Here is a 19,263-nt window from a genome sequence, read left to right as displayed (position 1 = left end):
AGACGGAAACCAAACCGCTTCCAAGCAGCAGCTGTCCTTACCTGATTCAAACACACGGCCTAATCGTTCTGTTCAGACGCTAAAAAAGCGTACCCTTCCGTTTAACCGGAAAGGCACGCTTTCAACTCAACTCTCTGATGTCAGGCTCTGCCGCCGCCGCGGAACTTCTGCGTGTAGGCTCTGGCGTCCTCGGCACTACGCACCCGGTTGCGGCTCCATTCCAGCAGGATCCGGTCTATGTACCGAAAATGGACCTTACCGGCAAAGACCGCCTCCTTCAGCGCCATGCGGATGAGCTCTTCAGGGTAACGGTCCTGGTCCATCCAACCCGATATCGTTTCGCATTCCATCGGTGAGAGAGGACGGCCGAATTCCTTTTCGAAAACGGTAAACATATTGCTGCTGTCCGTCTCCGGCTTGGCCGCCTTCTTCGTCCGTCTATTCGCAGCCTGGGTTCGCTGCTTCTCCTCACTCGCCAGGCACAGGCTCAGCTGATGATACAGTCCGGACAAGTTGTACCGTTCATATTGAATGCCGCGCAACTCGTCCAGCTCCTCATCGATGGCGATGAACCCTGCCCTCATCAGCTTTTGCAGGGACTCCGCAATCGACTGGGCGCCGGATCCCGTAACCTCCTCCAGCTCCTCCATCGTCGGAAAGTCCTTCTGCTCGACCTGCTTGAACGCAATCAGGTGAACGAGCAGCATCGCTTCGCTATCCGTCAGCTTCAGCTTGCGGTAATGGCGAAGCAGCACATACGGAATGACCGCCATGCCTGCCCCGAGTCCGGATGATGCTCCCTCGGCCCATGTCTTCCAACCTGCATTGTCCATGAGCTCCACCTCTTCCGGCATTATGGGTACAAGCGGTACAGCGTCCGCGGGAACGGAATCGTCTCACGCACATGATCCAGACCGCAAATCCAGGCTACCGTCCGTTCCAGTCCGAGACCAAATCCGGAATGCGGCACGGTTCCGTATTTACGCAGGTCCAAGTACCATTGGTAGGCGTCCGTGGACAGCTCATGCTCCTTGAAGCGTTCCTCCAGCAGCTGCGGATCGTCGATCCGCTGCGAGCCACCGATAATTTCGCCGTATCCTTCCGGAGCGATCATGTCAGCACACAACACGACGTCCGGACGGTTCGGATCCGGTTTCATATAGAACGCCTTGATGCCGACCGGATAGTGCGTAATGAACACCGGCTTGTCGTAATTTTCGGCAATCGCCGTTTCATGCGGAGCGCCAAAATCCTCGCCCCAAGGGATATCGAAGCCTTGTCCATGCAAAAATTCGATCGCTTCATCGTACGTGATGCGCGGGAACGGCGCCTGGATGTTCTCCAGCTTGGATACATCGCGTCCCACCGCTTCCAGCTCTGCGCGGCAGTTTTTGACGACGGACTGCACCACATGCGCAATGAACTGCTCCTGCACACGGAGGCTCTCTTCGTGATCCGTAAATGCCATTTCCGGCTCGATCATCCAGAACTCGATCAAATGGCGCCGGGTTTTGGACTTCTCGGCACGGAAGGTCGGTCCGAACGAATACACCTTACCGAGGGCCATCGCCGCGGCTTCCATGTACAGCTGACCGCTCTGCGTGAGATAGGCGTCCTCCTCGAAGTATTTCGTATGGAACAGGTTCGTGGTTCCTTCTGCGGACGTCGGCGTCAAGATCGGCGGGTCCACCAGGGTGAAGCCGTTCTGGTCAAAGAACTCCTGCACAGCGCGAATAATTTCGGCGCGGATCACCAGGATCGCCCGCTGCTTGGACGATCTGAGCCACAGGTGGCGGTGATCCATCAAGAAGTCGACGCCATGCTCTTTCGGCGTAATCGGGTAGTTCTCCGTCAGATGAATGATTTCCACATCCGTGACGGTCATCTCGTAGCCGGACGGACTGCGCGGCTCCTCGCGCACGACGCCTGTGACATACAGGGAGCTCTCCTGCGTCAAGCTTTTCGCGTCTTCCCACACTTTATCGGTGACTTCGCTCTTGACGACGACGCCCTGGATGTATCCGGTGCCGTCGCGCAGCTGCAAAAATTGAATTTTACCGCTGGAACGCTTGTTGTTGATCCAGCTGCCAATCGTGACGGTTTCACCCACGTGCTTGCTTACGTCACGAATTACACATTTGGTGGCCATGCCTCAATCTCTCCCTTAACTTTACTTGCCTGTATCCCTTCAGCCTAGGCGTTCAAGGATTGAACGATCCGGTTGGTATCGCGGGCGATCACCAGTTCCTCGTTCGTCGGAACGACCAGCACTTCCACCTTGGAGTTCTTGGAAGAAATGCGGCGCGGTTCGCCGGAACGGACGGCGTTCAGTTCTTCGTCCAATTCCACGCCCAGGTAAGTCAAATTTTCGCATACTTTTTTACGCAAAACAACCGAATTCTCACCGACGCCCGCCGTGAAGACGATCACGTCCACGCCGTTCAGCGCGGCTGCATATGAACCGATGTACTTGCGCAGACGGTATTCGTACATGTCAAAGGCCAGCTTGGAATGGGCATCGCCCTTCTCCATCCCTTCGGTAATTTCGCGCATGTCGCTGCTGATGCCGGAAATGGCCAATAGACCGCTGTGTTTGTTCAGCATGGAGTTCACTTCGTTGACCGTCAGCTCTTCCTTGTTCATCACGTAAGGAACGATCGCCGGATCCAGGTCACCACTGCGTGTACCCATCATCAAGCCCTCAAGCGGCGTCATGCCCATGGACGTGTCGACCGATTTTCCGCCATCCACGGCGGTTAGGCTGGCCCCGTTACCAATGTGGCAGGTAATGATCTTCAGATCTTCCAGCGGCCGGCCCAGATACTCCGCTGCAGCTTTGCTGACAAAATCATGCGAGGTGCCATGCATACCGTAACGTCTGACTTTGTATTTGTTGTACAGCACTCTCGGAATGGCATACAGATAAGCCGTCTCCGGCATGGTCTGATGGAAGGCGGTATCAAACACGACAACCTGCGGAACGCCAGGCATATTCGCCTCCGTTGCTTTGATCCCCAGCATGGATGCAGGGTTATGAAGCGGTGCCAGATCGAACAGCTGGCGGATTTTAGACTTGGCTTCCGCATCCACCAGAGCGGATTCCTTGAAGAATTCTCCCCCGTGCACGACCCGGTGGCCGACCGCCTGGATTTCATCCACGGATTCGATCACGCCGTTCTCTTTATCCGTCAGCAGGGCAAGCACTTTGCGGATCGCCGTCGTATGCTCCAGAATTTCGCTGACCTCAGTCACGTCCGGACGGCCGGTAGGTTTATGGGTAACGATGGATGAGTCCATGCCGATCCGTTCTACGAGTCCTTTTGCAAGTACACTTTCGTCTGTCATATCATACAGCTGGTATTTCAGCGAAGAGCTGCCAGCATTGATTACCAAAATTTTCACACGCGGTCACCATCCTTGTCATACTTGAAGAAGCCTACTCCCGTTTTCACGCCCAAATGCCCGGCACGAACCATTTTCTTCAGCACGATGGACGGGCGGTATTTCAGTTCGCCGAACTCGCGGAACATGCGCTCCAGAGCGGCCAGGACCGAATCCAGACCGAAGCGGTCCGCCATTTCGAGCGGTCCATGCTGGAACGAATAGCCGATCCGCATAGCATCGTCAATATCCTCCGCGGAGGCGACGCCTTCCTGCAGGATATGCAGCGCTTCGTTAATCATCAGGCAGATCATGCGGCTCGTCACAAAGCCTGGGGACTCATATACCATGATCCCTTTCTTGTCCACGACTTCCTCCACAAAACGCTTCGTTTCCCCGAACGTGGAATCAGACGTCTTCAGGCCGCGGATAATTTCCACGAGGTCAACCTTGCTGACAGGATGGATAAAGTGCAGACCGATGACACGTTCCGGATACATCGTCGTGCTCGCAAGCTCCGTTAAGCTGAGCGTAGAAGTATTGCTGGCGAGAATAATATGATTAGGACACACTTGATCCAGCTGGGCAAATACTTCCTTCTTCGCTTCGAGATCCTCCGAAATGGTCTCAATGACCATATCGCAGCTTCCCAGCTCGGCAAAATGGACCACCTTCTGGATTCGGCCCAAAATGAGCTTTTTCTCCGCCTGGGTGATCGCCCATTTCTCAAGCTGCTTATCGAGACTCGTTTCGATCATGCTGTACGAATAATCGAGTTTCTCCGGCGTTTTCTCGACCAGCAGAACGTCCAGGCCTCTGGCGGCCAGCATTTCGGCTATGCCTTGGCCCATCGTCCCCCCGCCGATAACACCAATTTTTTTAAAGTACATGTTTCTGCTCCACCTTCCATGGTCTTCTATATTTATTGTACCCTTCTTGTCGAAAAATACATTTACGACCTAACTTATAATAATAACGCAGCATTAAAAAAAAGTAAAAAAAAGAGCCAGCGCATCAGGCTGGCAGTAGTGAAAACTCATGAAACAGCTTGCGGAATTGTTCGCCGGACAGCGTTTCTTCTGCCAGCAAAATATCCAGAGATTTGTCGAAAATGATCCGGTGGTTCTCCAGAAGGCTGCGCGTTCTGCCCATCAGGTCTTCCAGAATCTCATTGTTCACCTTCATCAGCTCTTCGGTCGTGACCATATCCATGTTTACGATGCCAAGCGACGTAAGGCCGGATCTCATCATTGTCTTGACGATGTCGAGCGCCTGTTCAAAGTCGTTGCTCGAACCGGTGCTGCGTCCGCCGTAAAAAATTTCCTCCGACGCCGCGCCGCCAAGAGCGATCATGATCTGCTCTTCCAGGAACGATTTCGTATACAGGTACTGCTCCGACTGCGGGTTATGGCGCACGTAACCGAGCGCCTTGCCGCGTGGGCTGAGGGCCACCTGGCTGACACTCCCCGGACGCACCAGCTCTGCCATGATGGCATGTCCAAGCTCATGGATGGCGACGCGTTTCTTCTCTTCGATCGTCGATTCACGGTCGGTGCGCTCACCCATCATCACCTTGTCGATGGACATGGACAGATGGCGCTGCTCGATCTCTTTCAGACCTTCGCGCATCGTGTAGATCGCAGCTTCGTTCATGACGCTCTCGAGCTGGGCGCCGGAGAAGCCGTAAGATTCCTCGGCGATTTTATCGAGGTTGACTTCCTCGTGCAGCGGCTTGTTCTTCGCGTGCAGCTCCAGAATGTGCTTGCGTCCCTTCTTGTCAGGCAGGTCCACCTGAATATGACGGTCGAACCGTCCCGGACGAAGCAGCGCGCTGTCCAGCATCTCTTTGCGGTTGGTCGCCGCAATCAAAAGGATTCTCGGGCTCTCCGAAGAATAAATGCCGTCCATCTCTGTCAGCAGCTGGTTCAGCGTCTGATCGTATTCGCGCTGCTGCCCGCCTTCGCGCTTGCCGCCGATGACGTCGATCTCATCGATGAAAATGATCGCGCTCTGCTTGTTCTCCTTGGCTGCCCGGTTTCTCGCATCGCGGAACAGATCCCGGACACGGCCCGCGCCGACGCCGACGTACATTTCTACGAACTCACTGCCGGATGCGGCAACGAATACCGAATCTGTGTAATGTGCGGCCGCCTTGGCCATCAGCGTCTTCCCTGTTCCGGGAGGGCCTGTCAGCAGAATTCCTTTCAACGGGCGAATGCCGAGCTTCTGGATTTCATCATGACGGATCAGGAAGTCCAGTGCCTCGCGCAGCTCCTGCTTGGCATTATCCTGGCCGCCGATTTCTTCAAAAGTGAGCTTCTTCGGCCCGCCCTTTTTACGCTTGCGTTCCGAAGCAGCACCTACCGTCAGTCCGCCTCTCATGTTGGTCATAAACAGGAGTCCGCCGATCATCAGGCCGGCGATAATAAGAGGGATGACATTGACCCCTACAAAAGCTAGAAAAATGAATAATACCGGCACAAATCCGATCAAAACTTCCTTCAGCAATCTAGGCATTATTCCCACACTCCCATCTTGCCGGGATCACGGGGCAGAACAAGAAACTTGCTTGAGCTGCCGTCCGTCAGCGTAATATAGACATTTTTCGTGTCCATTTCGGCTTTCGTCTGAATTCCGGTACCCTTAGCCAGATCCTGCAGCTTGACCGGAATTTCCGTATAGCGCTTGTTTTCCATCGCTTCGGCTACAGAGAACATCGCTTTATCCCAATACTGGTTCAACTTGTCTGATGAATGATCCACAAAATCGAACTTCAGCGCCCGGGTGCCGACGACGGATTTGCCTTCGGTGGAGATTTTATCCGCCAAATCAGCCAAATTTACATTCGGCTTCAAATCGAGTTTCAAATCCACCTGATCGCGGGTAATATTAAAATGTGCGTTATTCACGCCCTGATAATTGCTGACGATTTTTTGCAGCGGACCCTGCAGGGTCGTTTGCCGATAAAAGAACCAGCCGCCAAACAGTACGGCTACCGAAACCACAACAGTTATAATAATAGGCAATGGACGCAATTTCACTTGTTGTCCCCCTTTCGAAATGGCAAAGCAAAAAAAAAGTAAACTTTAGATGACAAAAATAAATATTTCGTTAGTGGTTCAAGTCCATTGGTCGGTCACCATGCTTCTGTTCAGTCCGATTCGATGGATGGTTTTGCGCTTGTCGCGAAACACAAGCATCTCTTCGTTGAATACACGCATCTGACCACACTTCTATATACCATGTTTTTCAATAAAGAGCAGAAAAATCATCTTCCAAGCTGAAGCGGGCTCCTGAATTTTACTGAAAAACGCTGTCCTCTAATTATAGTACAATCCGGGCTGTTCGTCATATATATCTCTTCAATACAAATAAGAGTATATCACATTGTATATACTAAATCGAAGGTAAAGTGTGAATATATTTTAAATATTATCCTTTGTAAGCCAAAGAACCCCATTTGAGGATGGGGTTCTTTCTGCATGATATGGCCGTTTAAACAAAATCATCGATTGGGCAGCGTGAACGGGCTGCCGATTTCCGCTCCGTCGCTGAACCGGTAAAATTGATAGTAATAGTGATCTTTCACCTTGTAGAACAGCTGCCACACGTATTCTCCGTTATAGACACCCGGTACGAGGCGCATATCTTTAATGCCGGGAATGGAGCTTTTGATTTTGGCCTTCATCTTCTCTTTGGACATACCGCTGCTCAAAAGCTCTTGATGCACAGTATTCTGGCCTTCCTTGGGTTTTCCCTGATCGGTGAACTGCACCCAGACCATGACCTCCTGGCCGGTCTTGTTCGTCCCTTCCACGACCCAGTAGATGCTGTTCTGGTCCCACACGGACTTTTGGGCATCGGCGACCGACATGATTCCGGCTTCCTGCTTCGCTTTGGCAATAGCGGTGTCCTTTTCGCTCCATTGGTCCTGCAGCACGTAAATAAAATAACGGTAAGCGCCGAAAATGATCAGCAGCAGGGCGACAATGCCGAGAAAGATCCATTTTTTCTTGTTCTTCAACCTGAACTTCCTTTCTGAAAGGTGAGCTAATCATCCCGGTCTTATCGGGAGAGAAGACCTTCAAAAGCCGCTTGGGCTTCCCTGCGGATGCGTTCCTCGTCCAGGGTGAGACAGCTGCCGTGCTTCACGACCTGCTTCCCGTCCACCCAGACGTGCTCTACGTCCTTCGCGCTGGCCGAATAAATGACGTGTGAAATGAAGTCCGTACGCGGCAGAAAATGAGCCTGGTCCGTATTCACCGCGATAAAATCCGCCTTCATTCCGGCCTCAAGTGCACCGACTCCCTCCAGGAACAAGGATTGGGCTCCGTAGATCGTGCCCATACGCAGCGCTTCCGCCGCGGGAACCGCCGTCGGATCTCCCGAGACGCCTTTATGTATCAAAGCAGCAAGGCGCATTTCTTCAAACATGTCCAAATTGTTGTTGCTCGCCGCACTGTCGGTTCCCAGGGAAACCGTAATGCCTGCCTGCATCATGTCGGTAACGCGGGCCACACCGCTCGCCAGCTTCAGGTTGCTGCCAGGGTTGTGTGATACCGTCACGTGATGCTTCGCCAAAATGTCGATTTCCTCGTCTGTCAAATGGACCGCGTGTGCCAGAATCGTCGGCCGTGAGAACATGCCGAGCTTCTCCAAATGAATCGCCGGACGCGTTCCATAATCGCGCACATTCTGCTCCACTTCCGCCTTGGTCTCCGACATATGCGTATGCATCGGAAGATCCAGGTCATGCGCCGCCTGAACGAACTTCTCGATAAAATCAGGAGGGCATGTGTATGGTGCATGCGGAGAAATCATCGCAGTGATCCGGCCGTCTGCCTGCCCGTGCCAGTCCTTGGCGAACTGAATGGCTTCGTTCAGCTTGTGCCGCTGCACATCCTCCGGGCACAGGCCGATGACACCGCGGGTCAGGACAGCGCGCATGCCGGATTCAGTCACCACTTTGCCCACCTGATCCATATGATCGTACATATCGAGGAACGTCGTCGTGCCGCCCTTCAGCATTTCGAGCACCGACAGCGAAGTCCCCCAGTAGACGTCACTGGACATGAATTTCGCTTCCATCGGCCACATTTTTTCCTGCAGCCATTCCTGGAGCACCATGTCATCTCCGTAACCGCGCAGCAGCGACATGGCGGTATGTCCATGGGTGTTGATCAGGCCCGGCATAAAAAATAAATGCGTGCCGTCGACGACCTGTACGCCCTCCTCCAGCTGCGGCTCCTCTTCACCGATATAGGTGATGCGGTCGCCCTCAATGACCATCCAGCCGTTCAATACCGGCTGCTCCGGCCGCAAAACGGCAAAGCTGCCGTTCTTGATGGCCCATTTAGGATTGGCGCTCCGGCTGCTCGAGCTCTTCAAATTGTCCGTCATCTTCCGTGTCGTCCTTTCCGTTGTTCAAATAATAAGCGAGGCTGAGCAAATCCGTCGTAAAATCGGCGGCATGGATCCGGATGCTAGCCGGCGCCTTCAGAATCGTCGGCGCAAAATTCAGAATCGCTTCGATCCCGGCCGCAATCAGCTGATCGGCGACGTTTTGCGCTTCGAAATCCGGGACGGTAATAATCCCGATCCGGATATTTTTACTTTGTATCGTTTCTTTCAGCTCATCCATAGCCTGTACCGTCAAGGTGTTGATGCGCGTGCCGATTTTGGACGGATTGGCGTCAAACACGGCCACGATCTTCATATTTTCCTTCAGGTAAAAGTTATAGTTGGACAAAGCTTGACCAAGATTCCCCGCTCCGACCAGCACCGCGTTGATCTGCTGGTCCAAATTCAGAATTTGACGGATCTTCTCGATGAGATAGGACACGTCATACCCTATCCCCTTACGGCCAAAATCCCCGAAATACGCCAAATCCTTGCGGATCTGCGCCGGGTTGAGATCCAGCTTCTGCCCGAGCTCCTGGGAGGAGACCGTGGCCACCTCCCGTTTGTTCAGCTCATTTAGATATCTAAGATATATAGGCAATCTGCGGACAACCGCCTCGGATATTTTCTCCGATTTCATGCATGTTCCCCCTATTGAACGGCTTGAATATTTATTTGGTTATATAGATTGAACTAAAGTTTTGCATTGAACTTCCTGTTCTAACCGCTTTAGTTCATTCTATCTAATGGACTCATTTAAGACACACCGTCCTGATGAAGCCATTCAGAGATGCGCGGAACCATCTGGTCTGTCTGCATATGCTCCATTTTCGGTCCAGGCAGCGAGTACAGGAAGTACTTCCCGTAATACGATTCGATGACGCGCGTATCGTATACGATGACGATGCCCCGGTCATGGGCGGTGCGGACCAGCCGCCCGAAGCCCTGCTTGAAGCGGATGACGGCCTGCGGGACCGACAGCTTCATGAACGGGTTCTTCTTCTGGCGCTGCAGCAGCTCGCTCTTCGCTTCCACCAGCGGATGGTTCGGCGGCTGGAACGGAAGCCGGACGATGGCCAGGCACGTCAGCGCTTCACCCGGGATGTCCACGCCTTCCCAGAAGCTGCTCGTTCCAAGCAGCACCGAAGCGCTGCTGTCCGTAAACCGCCGGATCAGCTTCGTGCGGCTGCCGCTGTCTACGCCCTGTCCAAGCACGGCGATGTCGCTTTGTGCAAGGGCTTCTTTCAGCGGCTCGTATACCTGGCGCAGCATGCGGTACGAGGTGAACAGCACCAGCATTCGGCCGTGGGTCGCGATCGCAGCGTCCGCGAGTGAGCGGGCCAGCGTTTCGACAAACAGGGCGTCCCCGACGCTTCCCTTCACGCTTGGAAAATCCCGCGGAATGACGAGCAGCGCCTGGTCCCTGTACCGGAACGGGGACGGAAGCTGGACCGTCACAAGGCGTCCGCTGTCCTGGTCCTCCTGCAGTCCAAGGTTGTCGATCATATACTGGAACGATTTATCTACGGATAAGGTGGCGGACGTCAGGATGACGCTCTTTTTCTTATCAAAAAACAGCTCCTTGAGCTGCTTGCTGACGTCAACCGGAACAGCGTACAGCTGGAGCGATTTGCTGCGGAAATGGCCGCTCGCCTCCATCCAGTACACGACGGTTTCGTCGTTCAGCGTCATAAAGAACCGGAGATTCTCCCGCTCGGAGCTGAGGTCCTTGAGCAGCCCGCCGATATCGGTGATCAGGCTGTCGGAACCGTAATCATCCTGCTCCTCCTTGTATTCGGACAGCATCTTTTCGCCTTTGCGGACGATTTCCCCTACCGTGACAAAAATCTGGTTTTCGAGCGCCGCCAGCGTCTCCCACTCTTTCGGCTTTTTCCCCGGCTGAAGGCGCAGCGTATACTGGCCGCCGTCGCCGGGAGCAGCGTCGCTCCGTTCCGGAAGCAGACCGAAGAGCAATTCGCTCAGCTTGTCCCAGTGCTCTTTAACATCGACCAAATCCTCGCTCATCCGGTCGATAACGGCGGTCCATTCACCGGCCTGCTCATAGGCCGACGATTGAAGCAGCTGGCGAAGAGCCGGCAGCTGCCCGCTCCGGGCGTCCTTATAGAGCCGCGTCAGCGTATGGACGACCGTAAAGTACTTCAAATGAAGTCCGAGATGCTTGCCGGCAACGTCTTCCAGGTGATGGGCTTCGTCGATCACGAGCCGCTCGTAGGAAGGCAGCAGCTGATGGCCTGCCTTGACGTCCGTAAACAGCTTGGAATGGTTCGTTATGACGACATCCGCGATTCCGGCTTCATGCTTGGCCCGATGGTAATAGCACTTGCGGAACCAAGGGCAGGCACGGCCCTGACAGGAGTCCGAGTCGCTGCTTACGGTCTCCCAGAAGTCTCCCGCACGACCGCCGAGACTCAGCTCCTCGTCATCACCCGATTCGGTCTGGGCGAGCCAGACGATCATCTGGGCGGCTGTGATGGTGTCTTCCTTCGGATTGATAAAGTCTCTTCTGTTTATTTTATGTTCAAATTTTCTCAAACACAAATAGTGCTGTCTGCCCTTGAACACAGCTGCCTTGAAAGGGAAGGGCACGACCTGCGTTAAGAGTGGGATATCCCGCTCCCGGAGCTGCTCCTGCAAGTTGATCGTATGCGTGCTGACCATCACCTTCTGGTCCTGCTTCACGCTCTGATAAATCGAGGGGATCAGGTAGCCGAGCGACTTGCCCGTCCCGGTCCCGGCTTCGATCAGCAGATGCTTGTCCTGATCCAGCGCATTCATCACCTCATCGAACATGATCGTCTGCGGCTCACGTTCCTCGTAATGAGGCATAATATCGCGCAGCCGTTTTTCGATCTCGGCCAAATATTCCTTAAACTCGACGCCTTTGAGCGGATTGTCGTCCACGTCATCTCGCGGCGGGGCCATTTCGGTCCAGTCATCCACCTTAAGCGCCAGCTGGCGGTAAAAGGTGTGGCTGTTCAGGTCTTGAGCGGGTTCCCGCTCCTTTTCCTGGCAGAGGCCGTCGAAATACCAGCCGAGGTCGCTATCCTCATCGGCAAACAGCTCGGCCAGCCGCTGCAGCGTAATCAACGGCAGGCCGTTCAGCTCATCCAGGCACTTCAGCAGAACGTATGCCGTTGCCAAAGCGTCGCTGTCGGCCTGATGCGGCCGGTCATGCTGAAGACCGAAGTGTCCGGTCACCATGCCCAGCTGATAGGAAGTCAGCGAAGGGAAGCATATTTTGAGCAGGTCGAGCGTGTCCAAAATCCGCCCAGAGAACGGCAAATAGCCGCACCGGTCGAGTGCGTTTTGCAAAAAATTAAAATCGAATGCTACATTATGCCCCACCAGGACCACGTCGTCGAGCAGCGGCACGAGCTCCATCATCATTTCTTCCAGGGCCGGAGCTGCGGCCACATCCTCATTCGTAATGCCGGTAAGTCCCGTAATAAACGGAGGGATTTCGATACCCGGGTTGACATAAGAGCCATACACCTTTGAAATCGTCCCATCCTCTTCTATAATGGCAAGTCCAACTTGAATTATTTCGTCTGCGGACTGGTTGCCTGTCGTTTCGAAGTCAAGTACGGCAAATTTCATGATTCCTAAATCCTTTCGTCCAGTCTCCTTAACAGCATAACAGAAGATTTCACATTTGAAAATTCAAGGAAGGAAAAACTTGAACTTCCGGTTCTATAGAAAAAGACGACACCCGGCGCTTTCCGTGCAGCGGGCATCGTCTTCTCACATGCATTACATCAGCGATATTAACTGGCTTCCATACTGAAGCTGACCGCACTGTTGCTGGCAAACCTGCAGATTCATTAACGGATCCGGGAACGAGGGATCATGCGAAAGCGCCAGCGTAAAATAATCCTGGGCCTTGCCAAGCTGCCCTTGCATCGCCTCGACACAGCCAAGCGCATTCAGCACCATCGCCTTCAGCTTGGGATGCTGGGCAAGCGGCAGAATCCACTGGAAATGATGGCGGGCTTCCGCCGGCTCCTCCAGGTGCAAATACGCCATGGCCAAGTACATCCGGGCCAAAAAGCTGTCGGGGAATTCGAGAATCACCTGCGCAAATTGCTGGGCCGCCTGCCTGTACATCAGCAGCTTGAAATATCCCTGCCCCCGGATAAAGGAATCCATCTCGACCTCGGGCGTTTCATGCTGCGGAAATACAGGCGCGATCTTGGCCTGCTCCCGGAAAGCGCCCATTTTCTCTTCAAAAGACAACCATTCTTCTATGATGCCGTCGCTCATCGTTTTGAGCAAATTCCACTTTTGAATCAGCTGGTGCTTTTGGGCCTCCTGCGCTGTGGGGTAATGTTTCACGATTTCGTCTAACATGTTGTTCATTTCCGCGAATACATGCTGAAACATGGCTGCATCCCACCTTAACAAAAATGAAATCAGTGCGGTCACCTGAACTCATTTTTTGTTAACCCGGGCTTTTTCATTCCCGCTCCGGGCTGCCATTCCTTGTCTTAGCTTCCCCGCACATACATGACCAGTCCTTAAATAATCGTGGCGTGAACCTCTTTGCTCATCGTGTTCATCGGCTTGTTGGATTCATTCACAAAAACTACCGTCGGCTTGTGGCTCTTGATTTCCTCATCGGACATGACGGCGTAGGATATAATAATGACGGTGTCGCCGGGCTGAACCATGCGGGCTGCCGCCCCGTTCAAACAAATCACACCGCTCCCGCGGGGACCTGGGATGACATAGGTTTCCAGACGCGCCCCGTTATTGTTATCCACCACTTGGACCTTTTCGTTCTCCAGCAGGTCGGCGGCTTCCATCAAATCTTCATCTATCGTAATGCTTCCCACATAATTCAAATTCGCTTCGGTAACGGTCGCACGGTGGATTTTGGATTTCATCATCGTTCTGTACATCGGTCAATTCGCCTCCTTGGGATTAATTAAACGGTTATCGATCAGGCGCGTCCGACCGAAACGGACGGCTAGGGCCATCAGGACGGCCTCGTCCTTACGGCTGATTTCTTCGTCATCGGGATAAGGCTGAAGCCCAGGGAAAGACACGACCTCGGCGTATTCGATATCGGCCAGTGGAGACTGGCTGATGACGCGCTGCAAGAGGTTTCGAATGTCCCCGGCGGTTACCGCCGTCCCCTCGCTCACAGCGGCCGCAGCCTCGCGCAGAGAGCGTGACAGCACCAGCGCCTGCCGGCGTTCCTCTTCGCTCAGGTACACGTTGCGCGAGCTTAGAGCTAGGCCGTCTTCCTCGCGTACGATCGGGCAGGGAACAATCTCCACGCTCATGTTGAGATCCTGTACCATCTGCTGAAGCACAGCGACCTGCTGCACGTCCTTCATGCCAAAATATCCTTTATCGGGCTGAACGATGTTGAACAGCTTGCTCACCACCGTCGTCACGCCGTCAAAATGTCCCGGACGGGATGCGCCGCAAAGACGGGTCGTAATGTCCGATACCATGATTTTGGTCTTGGTCGGCTGCGGATACATCGTCTCCACCGACGGAAGGAAGACCAGATCCGCCCCTTCCGCTTCGGCCAGTGCCAGATCTCTTGCTTCGTCACGCGGATAAGTTTCGTAGTCCTCACCCGGACCGAACTGGATCGGGTTAACGAAGATGCTAACGACGACAATTCCGTTATCTTCGCGGGCACGGCGGATTAAGCTGGCATGCCCCTCATGCAAATAACCCATCGTTGGAACCAGGCCGACCGTGGCTTCCGGTCCCAAATTTATTTGTAGCGCCCGTATACCGCTGCGCAGTTCTTCGATCGTTCTTACAGCTTTCATACGCGTCCCACCTTCTCCTTTCCTTTGCCGTACAAGTTCTCGACGACCTGATCGTCTGCCGTAAATACATGGGTCTCATCCGGAAAAGAGCGGCTCTTCACGTCATGAACGTACTGACTGATCCCGTCGCGAACGATCGTTCCGATGTCACCATAGGTTTTGACAAAACGCTTGTCGCGATACGGGGATGCGTACTTAAACAAATCATGGAATACGAGCACCTGGCCGTCGACATACCGCCCGGCGCCAATCCCGATGGTCGGAATCGACAGCTGCTCGGAAATAAAGCGGGCCACTTCCTCCGTTACCAGTTCAAGCACGACGCCAAATGCCCCTGCTTTTTCTAGAGCCTTCGCATCTTCCAGCAATCTGGTAGCATCCGCCTCGTCTTTACCTTGAATCCGGTAACCTCCGATCTGGTTCACCGACTGCGGCGTTAAGCCGATGTGGCCAAGCACGGGGACGCCGGCTTTGACGATCGTTTCCACAGCGGTGCAGATCTCGCGTCCGCCTTCCATTTTCACGGCATGGGCATGACCGTCCTGCATCAGGCGTTTGACGTTGTCCAGCGTGCTGTCACTACTTCCGTGGTACGTCATAAACGGCATATCAGCCACGATAAATGTATGCCCAGCGCCTCTGACAACCGATCTCGTATGGTACACCATGTCGTCGATCGTCACCGGCAGCGTGGAATCATAACCGAGCACCACGTTCCCGAGCGAATCCCCGACCAGGATCATGTCCACGCCGGCTTCCTCCGCCAAGCTCGCCGAAGGATAGTCATAGGCGGTTACCATGGAGAGCGGAATGCCATCCGCCTTCATCTTTTTCATTTTCACGATATTCAGTGGTTGTTTGTTTGCCATTGTGCTTCTTCCCCTTTCGATGAGTGTGAAAAATAGGATAAAAACAAAAAAACCTTTTAGTGTGTCACTAAAAAGGTCCGAAAGGGCATAAAGGGTCACTTGCGATCGTCCCTTCTGTCTCGGTCCTTCCGGCTCAGAGCAGAATCCAACGTAACGGCAATATTCCATTTGCAGTTATGAGGGTGTTCTTCAAACAAAAACATGCAGAGTGCAGTTCGATCATTCGTCGATACCGCCTCTACATGTCATTATACCAAAAGTTCATTATATTTTCATCGTCTAAGTTCGACATCTCCGGAAAAAACAGGAATCTGCTCGCCTGAATCGGTACGAACCCGAAGCGCGCCGCTTGCATCGAGCCCGTCGGCCATTCCTTCGATCGGCCCGCGTGCCGTCTGAATCGACACACGCTTGCCCAACGTTACCGACAGCGCCTCCCACAGCGAGGCGACCGGCTGAAATCCGTCTTTGCGGTACAGCTCGTACAGCATTTCAAACTCTTCCATCACCGTAGCGATGAGCGACATCCGGTCGATCGACTCACCCGCCTCGATCTTCAGGGAAGTTCCGACCCCCGTCAGCTCTTCCGGATAATCGTCAGGGTCCAGGTTGGCGCTGATTCCGATGCCGGCAATGCAGTAGCGGACATGCTCGTCCTCCGCCGCCGACTCCAGCAAGATGCCGCAAATTTTCCGCCCGTCGACCAGCAGGTCGTTCGGCCATTTCAAGCCGGCCATGACGCCGGTCACCTTGCGGACCGCCCGGCACACCGCCACTCCGGTCAAAAGGGTAAGCTGCGGTGTGTAATGGAGCGGCTGCTCGGGTCGAAGGACCAGGCTCATCCAGATGCCTTTTCCATAGGGCGAAAACCATTTGCGGCCCATCCTCCCCTTGCCGCCGGTCTGTTCTTCGGCAATGACCAGGGTGCCTTCCGGCGCCCCCTCCTCAGCCAGCGCTTTCGCTTCTTCCTGCGTTGATACCGTCGTCCCCAATATTTTCAGCTGCGATCCCATCACTTTAGACTGTATCCGCTGCGCCAGCTCCTGCTGATCCAGCAGGTCCGGCTTGCTCACAATCCGGTAGCCTTTATGAGGAACCGCTTCAAATTCGTACCCTGCCTCACGGAGCTTGTTGATCTGTTTCCAGACCGCGGTTCTGCTGACCGACAGCCGCCGGCTGATCTCCTCGCCCGAAACAAATTCTTCCGCATCCAGCAGTATATCCAAAAGGGTCTCAGCCTTTTTCATCGGTAACCATCACCCGTCTCACTTCTTCTGTCAAATCCAATTTCGTATTGGGCAGCATGCCTGCCGCCGCTTTAAACAGCAATTGCTTTAGCAGTTCTCCCACCCAAGGTCCGCCCTTCTTGCCCGAAACCGCGATCAAATCGGAGCCGCCGATCTGGAGCTCGTGCAGGTGGAAAATCTTCATTTCGTCCATCCATTCCAGCCCGCGGGCCAGCAGCTCATCCGCTGCCGTCCCCCTGTGCTCCTGCGGCAGTACTGAGCTAAGCAGGAGCCAGCGCCGGACGGTCTCTTTACCGTACTTTAGCACCAAGCCTACCCACTGCTCCCTGAGATTGGTCTCGCGAATCAACCCTTCTACCTCTTCTTCCAAATACAAAAGGGCTTCGACCCTCTCGCGGGCATCGTTGGAAAACGTATACTGGCGCATCAGGTTTCCGGCTTCCTGTCCGGATAAGCCGCAGGCCAACATAAGCAGGGCCCATCTGACAGCGGTCTCCTTGGAAGGGATATCGCCGATCCTGGACAGGAAACCGTCCACGGTGGTAGATGTAAACGGTACCCGGGCTTTTTCCAGCAATCGGCTCCTACCCAGCAGGCTCAGGCCGAGATAAGGATGAGGTCCCTCCATCATTTTATCGAGCTCCGCCCGAATCCGCTCCAGCGCGATATACTGAATTCCGTCTCTTTCCAGGAGAAGGCCTTTCCAGGTGTTAAAGGCAATGCGGTAGCCGAACACCGAGGCAAACCGGATGCACCGCACCATCCGCAGGGCATCCTCCTGAAAGCGGACGTGGGCCTCTCCAACGCAGCGGATAATGCCTTTTCGAATGTCGTTTTCACCATGGTAAGGGTCAACATACCGTCCCTGCCGGTCACAGGCAATCGCGTTCATCGTGAAATCCCGGCGGCGCAAATCCTCCGTCAGATTTCGCACAAAGGCCACTTCCGCTGGCCGGCGGTGATTTTCGTACGAACCTTCCACCCGATATGTAGTAACCTCAAAGGCGTAGTCTCCAACCAGAACGGTGACCGTTCCGTGCTCAATCCCCGTAGGCACCGTCCGTTCAAAGAGCCGTGTCACTTCATCAGGGCGGGCCGAAGTCGTAATATCCATGTCGTTGACCGGCCGGCCCATCAGTTCATCACGCACGCATCCGCCGACCCAATACGCTTCATGCCCATGCGCTTCGAGGACGGACAGCACCTGCTCGGCGCAGCCCGCCATCCCGGCATCCGCCTGCTTCCATTTCATAACTTTCCTTGACCCCCTAAATGAGTACCTCTTATCTGCACACCGCATCCAGCTGGGGCACCTCGCGTCCGAGAACGCGATAATAGATCTGTTCATACTTGCGTGTGATCAATGCGTCGGAAAACTCCCGGCATGCCCGTGTCAGACAGGCCTCGCGGAACCGTGCGGCAAGATCGCCGTCCGACAGCAGCCGCAGCACCTGATCGGCCATCTGGTCCGTATCTCCGATCGGGGACAGGAACCCGGTCTCGCCATGAACCACCAGCTCGGGAATTCCTCCGGCGAGTGATCCCACCGTCGGAACGCCGCATGCCATCGCTTCAAGCGCAACGAGGCCGAAGCTTTCTTTTTCCGATGGAAGCAGAAGCACGTCAGCCAACGAGATGACTTGTGCGATCTCGTCCTGCTTGCCCAAAAAGTGAACTTTATGCTCCAGTCCGAGCTCCTTGATCTTGCATTGGACCTTCGGCAGCTCCGGACCTTCCCCGACGAACAGCAGCTTGGAAGGCATCCGCTCGTTGACTTTGGCGAAGATGTCCACGACGTCACCGACGCGTTTGACCGGGCGGAAGTTGGAAATATGCATCAAAATTCTCTCGTCAGGTTCGGCATAGTCGCCTCGAAGCGAGGACGTATCGCGCGGATAGTAGATGCGCTTATCCACAAAATTGTACGTCAGATCGATATCGCGGCTGATATCCAGCACTTCACGGGTTTCCCGGATCAAGTCACCGGATACCGCCGTGACCGCATCGCTTTCGTTGATTGCCAGGCGAATCAGGTCCTTTAACGATTCGTCCTGCGCCAGTACCGTAATATCCGTGCCATGAAGCGTCGTGACCACCTTCAGGTTGCTTCCTACCATCTGCTTGGCCAAGAAGGCGCACACCGCGTGAGGAACCGCGTAATGGACATGCAAAATGTCCAGCTGCTGCATATTTGCCACTTGTGCCATTTTGGTCGCAAGGGATAAGTCATAAGGAGGATAGCGGAATACGTAATAATCACTGACTTCGACCTCATGATAAAAAATGTTTTTATGGAATTGCCCTCCCAGCCGGAATGGAATGCTGTGGGCAATAAAGTGTACCTGATGGCCCTTTTCGGCCAGCAGCTTGCCGAGCTCGGTCGCGACTACACCTGAGCCTCCGAGTGACGGATAGCAGGTGATGCCAATTTTAAGTGATTGACCCAAGCTTCGTGTCCCCCCTTCTTTACATGCCTTCTCTATATTATGTACCCAGAGAATATTAAAAACGTCTGGCGACGTTTCATTTTACAGCGGACAACCGCTCAACCGGGTA

The 19,263-nt window shown here is 54.2% G+C and carries 17 protein-coding genes; all 17 read right to left on the bottom strand.

Going from position 1 to position 19,263, the window contains the following annotated elements; all coding sequences use genetic code 11:
- Positions 1-140: 140 nt before the first annotated feature.
- Positions 141-833, bottom strand: a complete 693-nt coding sequence (locus IAE55_RS07645; RefSeq protein WP_076170893.1) for a DnaD domain-containing protein — start codon at positions 831-833, stop codon at positions 141-143.
- A gap of 20 nt (positions 834-853) precedes the next feature.
- A complete protein-coding gene (gene asnS, locus IAE55_RS07640) occupies positions 854-2,149 on the bottom strand; it encodes an asparagine--tRNA ligase (RefSeq protein WP_152398270.1) in 1,296 nt (431 codons plus the stop codon).
- 44 nt (positions 2,150-2,193) lie between these two features.
- A complete protein-coding gene (locus IAE55_RS07635; RefSeq protein ID WP_116229725.1) occupies positions 2,194-3,402 on the bottom strand; it encodes an acetate/propionate family kinase in 1,209 nt (402 codons plus the stop codon).
- Positions 3,399-4,271: a 3-hydroxyacyl-CoA dehydrogenase family protein gene (locus tag IAE55_RS07630; RefSeq protein ID WP_076170885.1), complete on the bottom strand. Its 873-nt coding sequence runs from the start codon at positions 4,269-4,271 to the stop codon at positions 3,399-3,401. The genes IAE55_RS07635 and IAE55_RS07630 overlap by 4 nt, the downstream gene beginning before the upstream one ends.
- Before the next feature lie 124 nt (positions 4,272-4,395).
- Complete coding sequence (locus IAE55_RS07625; RefSeq protein ID WP_145158517.1) at positions 4,396-5,898, bottom strand: AAA family ATPase; 1,503 nt, start codon at positions 5,896-5,898, stop codon at positions 4,396-4,398.
- On the bottom strand, positions 5,898-6,422 hold the full coding sequence (locus tag IAE55_RS07620) for a hypothetical protein (RefSeq protein WP_105442124.1): 525 nt from the start codon (positions 6,420-6,422) through the stop codon (positions 5,898-5,900). The genes IAE55_RS07625 and IAE55_RS07620 overlap by 1 nt, the downstream gene beginning before the upstream one ends.
- Before the next feature lie 464 nt (positions 6,423-6,886).
- Positions 6,887-7,405, bottom strand: coding sequence for a cell wall elongation regulator TseB-like domain-containing protein (locus tag IAE55_RS07615; RefSeq protein ID WP_145158515.1), 519 nt, complete (start codon positions 7,403-7,405; stop codon positions 6,887-6,889).
- A gap of 41 nt (positions 7,406-7,446) precedes the next feature.
- Complete coding sequence (locus tag IAE55_RS07610) at positions 7,447-8,781, bottom strand: amidohydrolase (protein ID WP_200631527.1); 1,335 nt, start codon at positions 8,779-8,781, stop codon at positions 7,447-7,449.
- Positions 8,735-9,421 (bottom strand): redox-sensing transcriptional repressor Rex, encoded by a 687-nt coding sequence (locus IAE55_RS07605; RefSeq protein ID WP_145158511.1) that lies wholly within the window; start codon positions 9,419-9,421, stop codon positions 8,735-8,737. Before IAE55_RS07605 ends, IAE55_RS07610 begins: the two co-directional genes overlap by 47 nt.
- A gap of 116 nt (positions 9,422-9,537) precedes the next feature.
- Complete coding sequence (gene dinG / locus IAE55_RS07600) at positions 9,538-12,399, bottom strand: ATP-dependent DNA helicase DinG (protein ID WP_145158509.1); 2,862 nt, start codon at positions 12,397-12,399, stop codon at positions 9,538-9,540.
- Between the two features lie 153 nt (positions 12,400-12,552).
- Positions 12,553-13,182 (bottom strand): tetratricopeptide repeat protein, encoded by a 630-nt coding sequence (locus IAE55_RS07595; protein ID WP_105442119.1) that lies wholly within the window; start codon positions 13,180-13,182, stop codon positions 12,553-12,555.
- 134 nt (positions 13,183-13,316) lie between these two features.
- A complete protein-coding gene (gene panD, locus IAE55_RS07590) occupies positions 13,317-13,700 on the bottom strand; it encodes an aspartate 1-decarboxylase (protein WP_076170868.1) in 384 nt (127 codons plus the stop codon).
- A 3-nt stretch (positions 13,701-13,703) separates the two neighbouring features.
- On the bottom strand, positions 13,704-14,591 hold the full coding sequence (gene panC / locus IAE55_RS07585; RefSeq protein WP_200631525.1) for a pantoate--beta-alanine ligase: 888 nt from the start codon (positions 14,589-14,591) through the stop codon (positions 13,704-13,706).
- Positions 14,588-15,460 (bottom strand): 3-methyl-2-oxobutanoate hydroxymethyltransferase, encoded by an 873-nt coding sequence (gene panB / locus IAE55_RS07580; RefSeq protein WP_200631523.1) that lies wholly within the window; start codon positions 15,458-15,460, stop codon positions 14,588-14,590. The genes panC and panB overlap by 4 nt, the downstream gene beginning before the upstream one ends.
- Positions 15,461-15,732: 272 nt before the next feature.
- Entirely contained in the window at positions 15,733-16,707 is a 975-nt protein-coding gene (locus tag IAE55_RS07575; RefSeq protein ID WP_145947639.1) for a biotin--[acetyl-CoA-carboxylase] ligase, read from the bottom strand.
- Entirely contained in the window at positions 16,694-17,959 is a 1,266-nt protein-coding gene (locus tag IAE55_RS07570) for a CCA tRNA nucleotidyltransferase (RefSeq protein ID WP_200631521.1), read from the bottom strand. Before IAE55_RS07570 ends, IAE55_RS07575 begins: the two co-directional genes overlap by 14 nt.
- A gap of 31 nt (positions 17,960-17,990) precedes the next feature.
- Positions 17,991-19,154 carry an N-acetyl-alpha-D-glucosaminyl L-malate synthase BshA gene (gene bshA / locus IAE55_RS07565; RefSeq protein ID WP_145158501.1) on the bottom strand — a complete coding sequence of 388 codons (1,164 nt, stop codon included), beginning with the start codon at positions 19,152-19,154 and terminating at the stop codon, positions 17,991-17,993.
- Between the last annotated feature and the right edge of the window lie 109 nt (positions 19,155-19,263).

Source organism: Paenibacillus sp. S28, assembly GCF_016624415.1.
In the GTDB taxonomy this organism is placed as follows: Bacteria; Bacillota; Bacilli; order Paenibacillales; family Paenibacillaceae; genus Paenibacillus_AQ; species Paenibacillus_AQ favisporus.
This window is presented reverse-complemented; position numbering and strand designations above follow the sequence as displayed.